This window comes from Streptococcus sanguinis (assembly GCF_026781265.1).
Lineage (GTDB): Bacteria > Bacillota > Bacilli > Lactobacillales > Streptococcaceae > Streptococcus > Streptococcus sanguinis_T.
This window is the reverse complement of the sequence record NZ_JAKUVC010000004.1, coordinates 101,527-116,815: the sequence shown is the minus strand read 5'-3', so window position 1 is coordinate 116,815 and position 15,289 is coordinate 101,527. Positions and strand designations below refer to the sequence as shown.

The 15,289-nt window shown below is 42.4% G+C and carries 18 protein-coding genes and 1 pseudogene; 4 read left to right on the top strand and 15 right to left on the bottom strand.

What is annotated here, in order from left to right; all coding sequences use genetic code 11:
- Nucleotides 1–161: 161 nt before the first annotated feature.
- The 9 genes and pseudogenes from lacD to MK370_RS06255 form a co-directional block, all read right to left on the bottom strand.
- The gene (lacD, locus tag MK370_RS06295) at nt 162–1,142 is read right to left on the bottom strand and encodes a tagatose-bisphosphate aldolase (protein WP_002905075.1); all 981 of its coding nucleotides are present in this window, start codon (nt 1,140–1,142) and stop codon (nt 162–164) included.
- 3 nt (nt 1,143–1,145) lie between these two features.
- The gene (locus MK370_RS06290) at nt 1,146–2,075 is read right to left on the bottom strand and encodes a tagatose-6-phosphate kinase (RefSeq protein ID WP_268684605.1); all 930 of its coding nucleotides are present in this window, start codon (nt 2,073–2,075) and stop codon (nt 1,146–1,148) included.
- A gap of 12 nt (nt 2,076–2,087) precedes the next feature.
- Nucleotides 2,088–2,603 carry a galactose-6-phosphate isomerase subunit LacB gene (gene lacB / locus MK370_RS06285; RefSeq protein ID WP_268684604.1) on the bottom strand — a complete coding sequence of 172 codons (516 nt, stop codon included), beginning with the start codon at nt 2,601–2,603 and terminating at the stop codon, nt 2,088–2,090.
- Nucleotides 2,604–2,619: 16 nt separating this feature from the next.
- On the bottom strand, nt 2,620–3,045 hold the full coding sequence (gene lacA, locus MK370_RS06280) for a galactose-6-phosphate isomerase subunit LacA (RefSeq protein ID WP_009659075.1): 426 nt from the start codon (nt 3,043–3,045) through the stop codon (nt 2,620–2,622).
- A gap of 203 nt (nt 3,046–3,248) precedes the next feature.
- Complete coding sequence (locus tag MK370_RS06275) at nt 3,249–4,004, bottom strand: DeoR/GlpR family DNA-binding transcription regulator (protein ID WP_268684603.1); 756 nt, start codon at nt 4,002–4,004, stop codon at nt 3,249–3,251.
- A gap of 202 nt (nt 4,005–4,206) precedes the next feature.
- Complete coding sequence (locus MK370_RS06270) at nt 4,207–4,854, bottom strand: DUF4230 domain-containing protein (RefSeq protein WP_268684602.1); 648 nt, start codon at nt 4,852–4,854, stop codon at nt 4,207–4,209.
- Nucleotides 4,855–4,858: 4 nt separating this feature from the next.
- Entirely contained in the window at nt 4,859–4,993 is a 135-nt protein-coding gene (locus MK370_RS06265) for a hypothetical protein (RefSeq protein WP_002903218.1), read from the bottom strand.
- A 136-nt stretch (nt 4,994–5,129) separates the two neighbouring features.
- On the bottom strand, nt 5,130–7,130 hold the full coding sequence (metG, locus tag MK370_RS06260; protein ID WP_268684601.1) for a methionine--tRNA ligase: 2,001 nt from the start codon (nt 7,128–7,130) through the stop codon (nt 5,130–5,132).
- A gap of 128 nt (nt 7,131–7,258) precedes the next feature.
- A pseudogene (locus MK370_RS06255) lies at nt 7,259–7,351 on the bottom strand (DUF421 domain-containing protein); the annotation flags it as partial.
- Nucleotides 7,352–8,003: 652 nt separating this feature from the next.
- On the opposite strand from MK370_RS06255, the gene MK370_RS11340 reads away from it, so the two are divergent.
- From MK370_RS11340 to MK370_RS06240, 4 genes are all read left to right on the top strand, one after another.
- The gene (locus MK370_RS11340; protein WP_419152996.1) at nt 8,004–8,243 is read left to right on the top strand and encodes a methyltransferase family protein; all 240 of its coding nucleotides are present in this window, start codon (nt 8,004–8,006) and stop codon (nt 8,241–8,243) included.
- Nucleotides 8,244–8,327: 84 nt separating this feature from the next.
- A complete protein-coding gene (locus MK370_RS06250) occupies nt 8,328–9,155 on the top strand; it encodes an exodeoxyribonuclease III (RefSeq protein WP_268684600.1) in 828 nt (275 codons plus the stop codon).
- Nucleotides 9,156–9,166: 11 nt separating this feature from the next.
- A complete protein-coding gene (locus tag MK370_RS06245) occupies nt 9,167–9,553 on the top strand; it encodes a bleomycin resistance protein (protein ID WP_003073479.1) in 387 nt (128 codons plus the stop codon).
- 169 nt (nt 9,554–9,722) lie between these two features.
- On the top strand, nt 9,723–10,316 hold the full coding sequence (locus tag MK370_RS06240; RefSeq protein WP_268684599.1) for a helix-turn-helix domain-containing protein: 594 nt from the start codon (nt 9,723–9,725) through the stop codon (nt 10,314–10,316).
- 25 nt (nt 10,317–10,341) lie between these two features.
- Here the strand turns inward: MK370_RS06240 and nth are convergent, their stop codons facing one another.
- The 6 genes from nth to yabA all read right to left on the bottom strand — a co-directional run bounded on the left by nth (nt 10,342) and on the right by yabA (nt 15,279).
- Complete coding sequence (gene nth / locus MK370_RS06235; RefSeq protein ID WP_002923643.1) at nt 10,342–10,971, bottom strand: endonuclease III; 630 nt, start codon at nt 10,969–10,971, stop codon at nt 10,342–10,344.
- 94 nt (nt 10,972–11,065) lie between these two features.
- Nucleotides 11,066–11,419: an arsenate reductase family protein gene (locus MK370_RS06230; RefSeq protein ID WP_268684598.1), complete on the bottom strand. Its 354-nt coding sequence runs from the start codon at nt 11,417–11,419 to the stop codon at nt 11,066–11,068.
- Between the two features lie 135 nt (nt 11,420–11,554).
- On the bottom strand, nt 11,555–12,730 hold the full coding sequence (locus MK370_RS06225; RefSeq protein ID WP_268684597.1) for a 3-phosphoglycerate dehydrogenase family protein: 1,176 nt from the start codon (nt 12,728–12,730) through the stop codon (nt 11,555–11,557).
- Nucleotides 12,731–12,742: 12 nt separating this feature from the next.
- Entirely contained in the window at nt 12,743–13,834 is a 1,092-nt protein-coding gene (gene serC / locus MK370_RS06220; protein ID WP_268684596.1) for a 3-phosphoserine/phosphohydroxythreonine transaminase, read from the bottom strand.
- A 258-nt stretch (nt 13,835–14,092) separates the two neighbouring features.
- On the bottom strand, nt 14,093–14,959 hold the full coding sequence (gene rsmI, locus MK370_RS06215; RefSeq protein ID WP_268684595.1) for a 16S rRNA (cytidine(1402)-2'-O)-methyltransferase: 867 nt from the start codon (nt 14,957–14,959) through the stop codon (nt 14,093–14,095).
- Between the two features lie 2 nt (nt 14,960–14,961).
- Nucleotides 14,962–15,279, bottom strand: a complete 318-nt coding sequence (yabA, locus tag MK370_RS06210) for a DNA replication initiation control protein YabA (RefSeq protein WP_268684594.1) — start codon at nt 15,277–15,279, stop codon at nt 14,962–14,964.
- Nucleotides 15,280–15,289 lie beyond the last annotated feature (10 nt).

Sequence of the window (15,289 nt, the reverse complement as noted above, 5' to 3'; positions counted from 1 at the left end):
AGAAAAAGACCACAAACAAACCGAGGCTATATCTTCCCTCAATTTATTTGCGGTCACGCCTAATCCAACTTAGTAACGCTCACCCTATTCAATTTCTGATTTCATTATAGCATATCAGTCTCAGAATGTAAACCCTTACTTTATTTATTTTTCAATAAATTTTAGACTCTTTCTTTCCAAGAGGTAGCTGTTTTTTGAAGAACCTTGTTGAGCTCATCAATATTTTCAAATCCTGTTGTACGAAGCCACTTGCGAGCTGCTTCTTCACCTTGCTCAATGTAGTCTTTGACACTGCCAGCCCAAGTCGCCCGTCCGCAAAGAACGCCGTTGAAGTTAGCACCTGACTCATGAGCAAACACAAGTGTTTCTTGGAAAAGCTTCGCTGATACACCCGCACTCAAGTAGATGTATGGCAGGTTAGTCGCCTCATCCTGTTCCTTGAAGAAAGCTGCAGCTTGTTCTTTAGTATGCACCACTTCACCATCGCCAAAGCCTTCAACGTATTTAACGTTGACTGGAACTTCTACTTTCAAGACATCAATGTTGAAACGTGGATCTGAGAAGACCTTCATGGCACCGATAACCTTGTGAGGTTTCACTTTCGCGTATTCAGCGCTGGAAGCATCCGCAATCTTTTCATCGTAAGCCAAGATTTCAAGGAAGAAAGGAATATCTTCTGCCACACACTCTGAGCCCACACGCTCGATATAAGCCTGCTTTTGTTGGTTGAGTTCTTCAGAGCTATCTACATCATAGTAAAGGAGGAATTTCACCGCATCCGCACCTTGTTCTTTGATACGTTTTGCTGACCAAACATCCAGACAGTCTGGCAGGCGCTTGGTGCTAGAAGTATCGTAGCCTGTCTTTTCATAGGCCAATAGCAAGCCAGCATTCTTGTCCAAAGCCTTAGTAGCAGGAAGTCCGTACTCAGGATCCAGCAACATAGATGAAGCATAAGGAGTTAGCTCTTCTGCGACCAAAACTTTCAGTTCTTCCATTTGAGCTACTGTTGGTTCTGCTTCCTGGTGTTGAGCCATGAGACGTTTCAAAGCGCCACGTTGGTCAAATGCCAAAGCAGAAATGATGCCATTCTCATCAGAAAGTTTTTCCATGTACTTGCGTTTTTGTTCTGTTAATACCATTCTTTATACCTCTTTTACTGTAATTTGATTATATAGGCCGTCATAGTTTTCAACATTGACATGACCGGTCATTTTTTCTTGGGCATTGAGCATGCCGAGAACGTTAGCTTTTTTGAGCAGAGAAACATCATCTGCTTGATGACTCAAGGCCGAAGAAATTCCTGCAACAGTTGAGTCGCCAGAGCCAACTGGATTGACCACTTGGATTTTAGGAATATCCACTTTATAGAAAGTGTCCCAGTGTTTGGCAAAAGCTCCGTCTGCACCAAGAGATACGATGATCCACTCGATTCCTTCAAATAGCGATTCTGAAAGGACAGCTTTTAACTCATCCAAATCTTTGGAAACTTCGCGACCCAATAACTGAGAAAGTTCTTCGTTATTAGGTTTGATGGCAGTTGGTTTGACATCTGATTTGAGTACAGCTTCCAGAGCTGCTCCAGAGCAATCCAGCACCACCTTATTGCCAGCTTGGTTAGCCATTTCAATCAGCTGAATATAGTAGTCTTTCGGCAGGCCTGCTGGCAGACTGCCCGAGATACTGACAACATCTGCCTCAGCCATCAAAGACCGGAAGTGTTCTTGGAAATCCCTCGCCTCATCCGCTGTAATAGTCGGACCGGCTTCCAGGATTTCTGTTTGCTTGCCTTCGTGTAAGACAGCAATGCAATTTCTCGTATCTCCCGAAATATTATAAAAGAATTGTCTAACATTAGGATGGAGGTTTTGTAATAAGAACTCTCCGTTAGTCCCACCAATCAGTCCCGTCGCAGCGACATTGTCTCCAATTTCCGCCAAGACCCTGGTTACGTTGAGCCCCTTGCCACCTGCTGTCTTACTGACTTCCGCAACACGATTAACAGTATCTATTTTCAATTCTTCTAAAGGATAGGAAATATCGATAGAAGGATTCATGGTCACTGTAAGAATCATCTGGCTACCTCACTAGTCGTGGTACTCTCCACGATCCCATTTTTCAAGAAATTCTGTAAAGAAGTTAGCATCTGCTTGATGAGCATTATGACTTTCAACGTGCTCAATCTTAGCAATCAACTTCTTGTTTTCTTCGGTTGGCTTGTACTCCGCATGAATGAAAGCTTCGATGATGTCACACATAAGGAGCTCACCAGTGATTTTTCCGCCAAAACCGATAACGTTGGCGTTGAGCTCTTCCTTAGCATAGAGAGCCGAGGTCATATCGCGCACCAGAGCTGAGCGGATGCCAGGAACTTTATTTACAGCGTTGTTAATGCCAACACCTGTACCACAGATACAAACACCAAGATCAGCTTGTCCACTAACGACTGCCTCCCCTACTTTTTTACCAAAGATTGGGTAGTGAGTACGTGTATGGTCATAAGTACCAAAATCAAGAACTTCATAGCCTTTTGATTTTAGAAAATCTGAGACTGCCATTTTTTCATTGGTAACGATATGGTCACATCCAATTGCAATTTTCATTTGATTTCTCCTTTTCTTAGCACATCTTGTTGAGCATATCGACCCGGATTTGGTGGCGGCCGCCGTCGTATTTCCCATTGACAAAGCCTTTGGCAATATTCTTAGCCAAACCTTCTCCAACGATTTCAGCTCCCATTGTAATCATGCGAGAGTTGTTATGGCCGCGAGTCATGTAGGCAGAGCGTTCGTCTGAAACTTCCGCTGCGACCATGCCTTTGATTTTGGTCGCTACCATAAATGGACCAGCACCATAAGCGTCAATGACAATACCAAGATTTTCCTCTTGCTTATTCACCTCTGCTGCAACTGCAAGGGTCACATCAACAAAATCCTGACCTTCTTTCGTCACATCGACCACTTCAAAGTTTTCTCCGACAAGAAAATCCTTGACCACATCTTTCAGCTTGCTTCCAGCAGCATCTGCTCCAATAATAATTGCCATGAGCATTCTCCTTTGTTTGATTTTTTGCACAGAATATTGTTTATAAAAAACACTTTCTGTTTCCTATAAGCATACTATACTCCTTTAAAAGCTATTTGTCAACATTTTTTGTTTATTTTAATCAAAATATTTTTAAATGTGATTAAAATAAACAAAAAAGCCCTAAAAAGAGCTTTCTGATTTTTTCATTCATTTAAAATAATCTAGGAAATAATCTTGGTATAGACTTCCAGTTCTTCCTGAGCATTTTCCGACATCTGATCTGTGATAACAGCTGTAATCTCCGACAAAGGACAGATAGAGGTAAAATCTTCCTTGCCAATCTTAGAAGAATCAATCAGTAGATATGTCTCTGTCGAGCGCTCCAAAGCTAGCTTCTGAGTATAGGCCTCTTCAAAGGAAGAGGTCATAATCTGCCCGTTTTTGATACCATTACCACTGAAAAACATCTTAGTAAAGTACATCTTATCCATGATGGCATTGGTCATCTCGCCGACAAAGGCTTGAGTCGCTTCCCGCATTTCTCCGCCTAGAAGAAAGACTTTGAAGGTATCCGACTTCTTCTTCAGAAGATCGTGAAAAATCGGCAGACAATTTGTAATCACGCGCAGATGCTGATTGGTGATTTCCTCAGCCAGCACTTCTACAGAAGTCCCCGGTCCAAGAAAAATAGTATCGCCATCTTCAATCAGCTCCACAGCCTTCTTGGCAACAGTCCGCTTTGCCTCGATATTCTGATAAAGCTTCTCTTCATGAGGGATTTCCCTGTACTTGAGGTGCTGATTACTTTTAGCCCCACCGTGAACACGAGTCAGCAACCCTTTACTTTCCAGCTCAATCAAGTCCCGCCGAACCGTCATATCAGATACCTTCATAGTCTCCACAATATCCGCAACCGTCACCGTTCCCGCTCGATCAACCAGCTTAACTATTTCGTCTTGTCTCTGATTTTTTCCCATACTTTAGCCTCTCTACACATTGGTTTTGTTTATTATAACTCATTTTTCTGTTTTTTTCCATATTTTTTGTTTGTTTTAAACAAAATTGAGGGTTTGCAATATGGTATGGGACATAAAAAAGCGCCTCGCAATGATGTGCAAGGTGCTTTCGCCAGTAGATAGAACGATATATTTGGTAACAATATTCAAAAAGTTATGATTACTATTTATTCATATTTTTAAAGGTCACTTTAGCCTCTGGGTCAATACTAGTCACGATATTTGTATAATAGTCTTCTGCTGATTGTGTGATAAGTTCCTTATATTGCTCAAGATATACTTCTTGTTCCTTATCACTTGTTGCTTTAGCATAATACTCAGCTGTATCAATATTCTCTGTCGCCCCACTTAGCAATTCCCCACTTGTACTATATAATTTATATTGCTCTTTTGATTTATTTATTCCAATAACTTCATACTTTGGAATAGTCAATTCATATTCATGCTCAGCTATTTTCTCAATCTTTATTGCTTTTTTAATACCAAGTTTTGCAGTGTAGTTAAAAATAATAATAGCTTTCTTAACAGATAACGGAATTTTAATATTAGTGCCAGGTATCTTCTTGTCTTTCTCAATCGTTTCAACTTTTTGAATTCCAACATTTAAAAAAACAAGTTCGCTAGCTTTCTCTAAGCGAGTGATTTGCGTATAGATTTGGCTTCGCTCATCTGAAGCGTTTTTCCCTTGGAGAAATCCAATGATATTATAAGTTTTCGCAACAACAAAAAAGATAGCGAGAATGGCTACCACAATCCAGACGTAAATCTTAGCCCCCAAAATTTTTTTTATGAAATCCTTAACTATTTTCATTATACTACTTCCTCCGAATCAAAAATGCTGTTCCAAGGCTAATAATAGCTAGAAAAGCTGCTAAATAAGGATTCAGCGGAAAGAGAATGACAATTAAAAGCAACAACAAAACAAGTGATGCAATTTTTACTATTTTCATAATATAACTCCTAAAACTTTTTCAATAAAAATTATATAAATATATATAGCTTTTGTCAAGCGGTTTCAAAGAAAATATTACATCAAATATCCCCCAGCAGCCTCCTGCTAGGGGATTCTCATTAGATCAAAGATTGCTAGCCAATCAAACTTCCATTTGGGACCTTTTCGTCCACAGTAAGGAGAGTAAGTTGGTTGCCGTGCTCGGCTGATAGAATCATCCCTTGGCTAACATATTTTTTCATCATCTTACGTGGTTTGAGATTAGCTACGATTTGGACTTTCTTACCGACCAGTTCTTGCTCGTTTGGATAGTATTTAGCAATACCAGAGAGGATTTGGCGGTCCTCACCGTCTCCTGCATCCAAGCGGAACTGAAGAAGCTTATCCGAGCCTTCAACTTTAGACACCTCTTTGACTTCTGCGACACGGATTTCCACCTTATCGAAGTCGTCAAACTTGATTTCCTTGCGGTTAAGTTTGAGCTCGACTTCTTCTGGATTCCATTCTTTTTCAACCTCAGGTTTGTTGCCTTCCATTTGTTCCTTGATATAGGCAATTTCTTCTTCCATATCCAGACGAGGGAAGATTGGTGTCCCTTTCTCTACAACTATCAAGCCTCCTGGAAGCTGGTCAATTGCTAGATTTTCCAGAGAAGGAGCTTGAGGCAAGCCAAGTTGACTGAGGACAGCCTTACTCGTTTCCATCATGAAAGGCTTAATCATGTGTGCCACAACACGAAGACTGGCTGCCAAGTGGCTCATAACTGCTGCCAGTTCTTTGACCTTGGCTTCATCCTTAGCCAGAACCCAAGGAGCTGTTTCATCGATATATTTATTGGTGCGTGAGATGAGCGTCCAGACTGCTTCTAGGGCGCGTGGGTAGTCCACTGCGTCCATGTGTTTGTAGTAGTCAGCAATGGATTCAGCTGCCACCTGAGCCAGCGCTCCATCAAAGTCTGTCACATTTTCTTCATAAGTTGGCACTTGACCATCAAAATACTTATTAATCATAGAAACCGTACGGTTGAGGAGGTTTCCAAGGTCATTGGCCAACTCGTAGTTGATACGACCTACATAATCTTCAGGAGTAAAGGTTCCGTCTGAACCAACTGGAAGGCTACGCATGAGGTAATAACGAAGGGGATCTAGTCCAAAACGCTCTATCAACATTTCAGGATAGACAACGTTCCCTTTAGACTTAGACATCTTGCCGTCTTTCATAACAAACCACCCATGACCAATCAAACGTTCTGGTAATTTGATATCCAACATCATAAGAAGAATTGGCCAGTAGATAGAATGGAAACGAAGAATATCTTTTCCGACCATGTGGAATACAGTTCCGTTCCAGAACTTGTCAAAGTTAGCGTGTTCGTCTTGATCAAAGCCGAGAGCTGTCACATAGTTAAGCAGGGCATCAAACCAAACGTAGACAACGTGTTTTGGATTAGATGGGACTGGCACACCCCAGGTAAAGGTTGTCCGAGATACGGCTAGGTCTTCCAAACCTGGCTCAATAAAGTTACGCAACATTTCATTAAGACGACCATCTGGAGTGATGAAGTCAGGATGAGATTTGAAAAATTCTACCAAGTGGTCTTGATACTTGCTGAGACGGAGGAAGTAAGACTCTTCTGATACCCACTCCACTTCATGGCCAGATGGTGCGATTCCGCCTGTTACCTTTCCATTTTCATCACGGAAGACTTCTGCCAGCTGGCTTTCTGTGAAGAATTCCTCATCAGATACAGAATACCAGCCTGAATATTCACCCAAGTAGATATCATCTTGAGCTAAGAGACGTTCAAAGACATCGGCTACAACCTTTTCATGGTAGTCATCGGTCGTCCGGATAAATTTATCATAAGAAATGTCCAACAACTTCCAGAGTTCCTTGACCCCAACTGCCATACCATCGACATAAGCTTGAGGACTAATTCCTGCCTCCTCTGCCTTGGTCTGAATCTTCTGTCCATGCTCGTCAAGACCAGTCAGATAGAAAACATCGTAGCCCATGAGACGCTTGTAGCGAGCCAGAACATCACAAGCAATGGTCGTATAGGCAGAGCCGATATGGAGCTTACCAGATGGGTAATAAATGGGAGTCGTAATATAAAACGATTGTTTTTCAGTCATTTTTTAATCCTTTCAAGGCTAATGAAACCTTTTTTAATAGCACTTCATTATATCATATTTTGTTAGGTTTGCGAAAAGACATTCATTAACAATAAAATCAATTAAAAAACCTAGAAAATATTCTAGGTCTAATAAGTCACAACATTCAAATTACCACTTTCATACTCAGCGATGAAGATATTAGAAATATCGGTGTATCCGTCTTTAGCCAGTCTCTCGACGAACTTTTTTACAATAATTTATGGGAAGTCACGCCTTTCGACGTCCTTTTTATCTATAAATCTTTTGAATTACTGCTATTCGACAACTTCATTGCTATTAAATATATATGATACGAGTCTTTCTAGCTAATTTTTACAAATAAATTTTTGTATTTGATGCTCTTCTAGTGAATTTTTACACAGATTTTTAATATAATGAAGAAAAAGAGGGCTAAAAATAAAAACACATCTTATTAACCAAGCTATTCTAAAATACCTGTCTAGTCTTATGTTTTTGATTTTGCTCATTTTTATACCAGCAGGAAGTTTAGACTTTTGGAAGGGCTGGCTTCTCTTGGGATTGGTCTTTCTACCAATGCTCTTGATTGGAATCCTTCTGTTCCTTTATAAAACTGACCTCCTCAGAAAAAGACTGGAAATGAAAGAGAAAGAAAAGTAACAAAAGCAAATCATTTTTTTGAGTTCTTTACTCTTTCTTGCTACCTTTATCTTAGCTGGTTTAGACTATCGTTTCTCTTGATTTCAAGTCCTCAGCCAAATCACATGGTGTGCAAGTTTCATTTTTCTAGCATCCTATCTCCTCTATGCTGAGGTTCTGTGAGAAAATAACCATTTATTTAGAATTATTGATGTTCAAGACTAGCAAAACGTCATTTCAACTCAGCTTTACGGAATCGTCAGACATCCTATGTATCTAGCAAGCTTTGGCCTGTTTCTGAGCATTCCGCTCATTTTAGGTTCACTTTTAGCTTTCCTTGTCATGCTTCGTTATCTTCCTATTATCAACCAGCGCATAAAAGAAGAAAAAGAGGCTTTCTTAGAAAAGAATCTAGAAGGCTATCAAGAATACAAAAATCAAGTCACTACAAAAGTCATTCCATTCCTATGGTAACAAAGAAAATGACAGGCCCAAAACTCGCCTGCTTAGCCTTTTTTTGGTAAAATAGAAAAAAATAAGTCTAGAAAAGGTACCCTTATGAAACTCATCTCTTGGAATATTGATTCTCTCAACGCCGCATTAACCAGTGATTCTGCCCGCGCTCAGCTCTCTCAGGCTGTCCTTCAAACCTTGCAAGCTGAAAATGCTGATATTATCGCCATTCAGGAAACAAAACTGTCTGCGTCTGGCCCGACAAAAAAACACGTGGAAATCTTGACAAATCTTTTCCCAGACTATGAAAACACTTGGCGCTCCTCCCAAGAGCCGGCCCGCAAAGGCTATGCAGGAACCATGTTCCTCTACAAAAAAGAACTGACGCCGACCGTAATCTTCCCAGAAATCGGCGCTCCGTCAACCATGGATGTCGAAGGCCGCATCATTACGCTGGAATTTGACGGTTTCTTTGTCACTCAAGTTTATACGCCTAATGCTGGCGATGGCCTCAAACGCTTGGATGACCGTCAAGTCTGGGATGCCAAATACGCTGAATACTTGGCAAAACTAGATGAACAAAAACCAGTCCTCGCTACTGGCGACTACAATGTGGCCCACAAAGAAATCGACTTGGCCAATCCAGCTAGCAACCGCCGTTCACCAGGCTTTACTGACGAAGAGCGTGCTGGCTTCACCAACCTGCTGGCTAAAGGCTTTACCGATACCTTCCGCCACTTGCACGGCGATATCCCTAACCAATACACTTGGTGGGCACAGCGCAGCAAGACTTCTAAGATTAACAACACCGGCTGGAGAATCGACTACTGGCTGACCAGCAACCGTGTGGCTGACAAGGTAACCAAGTCTGAAATGATTGACTCTGGTGCGCGCCAAGACCACACACCCATTGTCATGGAGATTGAACTTTAAGGAGAAAAGCGATGGACTATCAGGCTGTCATCCCCGAATTTGTGGTATCCAACATCGAAAAGTCACGCCATTTTTACTGCGACTTACTGGGATTCTCTGTCGAATACGAGCGTCCAGAAGAGAAATTTCTCTTCCTCTCGCTTGAAGACTGCCAACTCATGTTAGAAGAAGGCAGCGCAGAAGAATTAGCCCAACTGACCTATCCTTTCGGACGCGGTGTCAATATTTCCTTTGGCATCGAGGATGTCCCTCAGCTCCACCAAAAACTGCTGGAAGCTGACTATCCTATCCATCGTCCTCTGACAAAAAGAGAATTTCGAGTAGGAGATAGCTTTATTTATCCCCATGAATTTGCGATTTTGGATCCAGATGGTTATTTTTTAAGATTTAGTGAATAAGAAAAGGAGGCTGCTAGCCTCTTTTTCAGTAGGTAAACATGAATTGACAGACCTGTAAATCCAGTGGCAAAAACCTTTGCTAAATCCCATGAAATCAACATGTCAAAGAATTTTGATAGTCATTTTTTGTATAATTGAGTAGAATAAAATCAGAAAGCGAGGAAATCTTATGCAAGTCGGAAAACAAATCCAGCACTATCGTAAAGAGAAAAATTTATCTCAAGACGATTTAGCTGAAATAATCTTTGTCAGCCGTCAATCCATTTCCAACTGGGAACGCGGCGCAACCTATCCTGATATTCAAAATCTGCTCTTACTGAGCAAGGTCTTTGAAGTGTCATTGGACAAACTAGTCAAAGGAGATTTGGAAACCATGAAACAAATTATTCACGACCAAGAATTTATGCGCTATCAAAAAGATGAAGTGGTCTTTAGCTTACTGCTAATTGGCAGTCCTATCATCAGCATTCCCCTAATTCTTTATTTGGATTGGTACGGCATCGCTATTAGTTGCTTGATTTTTGCTATCGCGATGTTCTACGCCCTACGCATTGAGAAATTCAAGAAAAAGCATAATCTTCGTACCTATCGACAGATTGTCGCCTATGATCAAGGACGCAGCCTGAGCGAGATTGAAGAAGCTGAGGAAAGGGGCAAGGCTCCTTACCAAAACATTATCCTTCCTGTTCTATTTAGCCTTGGAATTGGCGCTATTGCTCTGCTATTTTACTGGATCTTACTTACTTTCTTCCCTATCAAATAAAAGCGAAGTCATCAGACCTCGCTTTTTAAATGTCTTTAAAGTTATAGAGTTGCGGATAGTGATCGCACTCGGGATTTTTAGGGTGACAGATGGCTCGGCCAAAGTAAATCATGGCCTGATGAGCAGGCAACCAACGTTCCGGTGGAAGGACATCCATAACTCGCTTTTCTACCTCTAGCGGCGTTGCCGACTTTTTTACGATATCATGGTGCTTGCAGATGCGCTCCACATGGGTATCGACAGCAAAGGCTGGAATACCAAAGCCCACACTCATGACTACATTGGCTGTCTTGCGACCAACACCAGCTAGACTTTCCAATTCCGCCCGCGTTTGTGGTACTTGGCCATCAAAGTCGTCTAAAAGCTGCTGGGCACATTTCTTCAAAAACTTGGCCTTGTTGCGGTAGAGGCCTAGGCGGGAGATGTATTTAGCAATGTCTGCTTCACCAGCCTTAGCCATATCCTGTGGACTCGGATAGGCTTCAAACAGAGCTGGCGTCGCCTTATTGACCGCAGCATCTGTCGTCTGAGCCGACAGCATGACCGCTACCAAAAGCTCAAAGTGATTGCGAAAATCCAGACTGGGCTTGGCGTCAGGGAAGAGAGCGATAATCTCTTCAATGACATGACGAGCCCGTTTTTTTGATAAAACCATGATTCTTCTTTCTAAGATTGAGATAGATTTATTATATCATGAAAGGAAGAAGCATCCAAAAAACTTGATTGAGAATGCAGCTGTTCTTAATACTTTACAAACCTAACTCTCCATACGCCTTCCGGTAGCCAATCTGCAAGATTTGGTTATCTCGAACCAAGAGCGGTCGTTTAATCAGCATGCCGTCTGTCGATAATAAATCTGCAGCTTCCTGAGCTGTCATATGTGGCACCTGTTCTTTTAGTCCCAGTTCACGGTATTTGAGTCCGCTGGTATTGAAAAAGGCCTTGAGCTCAAAGTCTGAGTTCTGAATCCAGTCTAGGAGCTGGTCCCGGCTAGGTGTATTTTGGACAATATCCACCGCTTCAAAATCCACTCCTAATTGAATGAGCTCAGCCTTGGCCTTGCGGCAGGTAGAGCATTTTGGGTATTCGATAAATTGTAACATTGTTTTTCCTCCGTCCCTATGATAGCCCAGCTAGCTCCTTCTTGTCAAGCCGAGACTCATTAGAAAAAGCCGACAAGTGAAAGACTCATCGGCTGGTACAGACGCATTCCATAAAGAAACACCTCTATTTTTCGATTACTTTTTAATCAGACGCACGCGCACAATATTGTCGCTATTCTCAAATTTATCAACCAGCTCCTGAATCTTGCTTTCGTCCGACTCATCCAGATCCAGCAAAGTATAGGCATAATCGCCTTTGGAACGATTGATGATATTATCAATATTGATATTCAAATCACTGACTGCTGTTGAAATCCGAGCTACAATATTCGGTACATTTTTGTTAATCAGGGTAATCCGATAAGGGGCTGAGAGAGCCTGACGGACATTAGGGAAATTCACAGAGTTGATAATCTCTCCTGTTTCCATGAAACGGCGAATGGTTTTCCCAGCCATAATGGCACAGTTGAGCTCAGCTTCCTCTGTCGAGCCGCCCAGATGCGGAAAGACTGTAATCTGCGGATGACGGAGCAGCTCTTCTACACCAAAGTCTGTGATATAGCGTTTGACTACACCAGCTTCTATGGCTTCAAAGAGGGCAGCATTGTCCACCAGCTCTCCACGGGCAAAGTTGATGAGGGTTGTTCCCTTTTGCATAAGACCAAAAGCAGCCTGATCAAAAGTAGCGCGTGTATCCTCAGTCAGGGGCACGTGGATAGTGATATAATCACTCTTCTCAAAGATTTCCTTAATATCCGCTACCCGCTTGACATGGCTAGAGATATTCCAAGCTGTTTCAATGGATACATAAGGATCATAGCCAAGGACGTTCATCCCCAGACGATAGGCATCGTTGGCAATACGGCCTCCGATAGCTCCCAGACCAATGACTCCCAAAGTCTTGTCTGAAATCTCTGTCCCAGCAAACTGCTTCTTACCAGCTTCCACTTGCTTGGGAACATCGTCGCCAGAAAGGCCGTTAGCCCAACTGTTAGCTGCGATATAGTCACGCGCGGACAGGAGAATGGAAGCCAAGACAGCTTCTTTCACCGCATTGGCATTAGCTCCTGGAGTGTTGAAGACCACGATTCCCTGAGCCGTTGCCTGATCTACGGGAATATTATTGGTTCCTGCACCTGCCCGCGCAATGGCTTTGAGCTTGCTTGGAAATTCCTGTCCATGCAGGTTTTGACTACGTAGGATATAAGCATCCGGATTGTCAGACTTGTCTCCGTCAATCTGAAAAGCATTGCCCAGCTCCTTGAGCCCGATTTGATTGATGTTGTTAAAGGTTTTGACACTAAAGACCATAGCTTCCCTCTCTTAAAAATTTTCTTCTTCAAATTTCTGCATAAAGGCAATCAAGTCCTTGACACCTTGGAGCGGAAAGGCATTGTAGAGACTAGCTCTCATGCCGCCTACGCTGCGGTGCCCCTTGATATTCTTGAATCCCGCTGCTGCAGCCTCTTTGTTAAACTTGGCGTCCAGCTCTAGAGTTGGTGATACAAAGGGAATATTGGCTACTGAGCGCTGCTCCTTGTAACGGACTGGACTGCGATAAAAGTCAGACTGCTCAATGAAGTCGTACAAAAGGCCTGATTTTTCACGGTTGCGCTTTTCCATTTCTGCCACACCACCCAGCTCCTTGACCCACTCAAAGACCAGTTTGGCCATATAGATGGCAAAAGTTGGTGGTGTATTGTAAAGAGAGCCATTGTCCGCCTGAATGCGGTAATCCAACATGCTAGATAGAACTGGTTCGTCATCCAGTAGGTCTTCTCGGATGATAACAACTGTCACGCCAGCAGGTCCGATATTCTTCTGAGCCCCAGCATAAATCAAACCGAAATCCTCTACTCGGTACTGAGCAGCCAGGATATTAGAAGACATGTCCGCCACAATCGGTACGCCATTGGTCGCTGGCAGATCATAAATAGCCGTTCCTTCAATAGTATTATTGGTTGTCAGATGCACATAAGCCGCCTGCGGATCAATCTCCTTTTCATCAAAAGAAGGAATTTCCGTGTAATTTAAATCCTCTGATGAAGCCAAAAGAATAGGCTCAAATGGAATGAACTTAGACAGCTTGATTGCTTCGGTGTAAGCTTTCTTTCCCCAAGATCCAGCCACTAGGTAATAGGCCTTGCCGCCTTGTGCTAGATTAAGGGGAATCATACTAAACTGAGTAGAAGCTCCACCCTGCAAGAAGAGCACGCGGTAATTGTCCGGAATATCCATGAGCTCACGCAGCAAGCTCTCAGCTTCTTTGATAATATCGTCAAATTCCTTGGATCGGTGGGACAGCTCCATCACACTCATGCCACTTTGGGCATAGTCTAAAAACTCAGCCTGAGCTTTTTTCAAGACTTCCTTGGGCAATACTGCCGGTCCAGCAGAAAAATTGTAAATCGTCATATCCTACCTCCAAAATTTATTTTGTATATCATATCACAAAGTTTAGAAAATATCTATTTTATTTCAGAAATCTAGCACTTTTTTAGCCAATTCCCGAACATTGTTGAAATATAGATAAGCAAAACCAACTGTCTAATCCAGATAATAAAAAATCCTGAGTTTAAGTCAGGATTAAATAGTCTTACTAAAAAGCTGAGTTACGCTTTTTCCAATTCTAAAAGAGACAACTGGTTGTATTGAGAAATTTCTGAGTTCCTATCAATCCTTATTTTCATGATAAACCGCATAGAGCTCGCTCTTGTTCCTGCCGTATTTTTTGGCCACTTCCTTGATGGCCTGATTTTTTTTGCTGCCGGCTTCAACTAAAAGATGAATTTCGGTTAGGATCTGCTCTTGAGATATTTCTTGTCGAGCATCTTCTGCCGCCCCAGCTACAATCAAGAGACACTCTCCTTTGGGCGGATGTTCAGCCGTATAGGCCAACAAGTCTGAAATCAAACCTCGCTGATACTCTTCATGAATCTTAGTCAGCTCGCGCACCAATACGACTTGGCGGTCACCATAAACTGCCAGCATGTTTTCCAGCGTAGCCCGAACCCGGTGAGGGGATTCGTAGAAAATCTGGGTCTCAGGATAGGATTTTTTGCTAGTGAAAAATTCCTTCTGCTGGCCAGCCTTTCTAGGCAGAAAGCCATAGAAAATATGCGGTTGGGGAGCCAATCCGCTAGCAATCAAGGCTGTTATTCCAGCACTAGGACCAGGAATTGGCACTACAGTAATTCCAGCATCTAGCGCTGCCTGAACCAAATCATGTCCAGGATCAGAAATACTCGGCAGACCAGCATCCGAAACCTGGGCTATATCATTTCCACTTTGAAGCATACCCAAGAGAACTGGAATTTTCTCCTTGGCGTTGTGCTCGTGAAAACTGATCTGTTTAGTCTCAATCTCAAAATGCTTGAGCAGCAGGCCTGTATTTCTCGTATCTTCAGCAGCAATCCTATCAACCTCTTTAAGGGTATTGACCATACGGATGCTCATATCATCCAGATTTCCGATAGGAGTCGCTACCAGATAAAGCTTGCCATAGGCAGTTTCGCCCTTAAAACTTTTTTGAACCTGCATCACTACTCCCTAAATAACAATTCATCGCAGAACATGCACTCTGCGTCATTCTCCCGGCGCTGACCATAGAAATCCGTACAGACATGAAAGCCGTCATAGTAAAGCTTACGCAGATTATCTCGGTTTTTCTTGGTCTTGGTTGGAGCTTCCTTCTCCACCTCTCCCAAGCGCTCCCTCAGCTTGTCATTTTCCAAATGCAGAGCAATATTTTCCTCTACCACACTCTTGAGATTTTTCTTGACAGCTTCCACCTCAGCAAGAGTCACTAAAAGCGTCTGTGAAAAATTATCCAAGGCGTCAAATAAGTCTTTTTTATCCATTTTATACTCC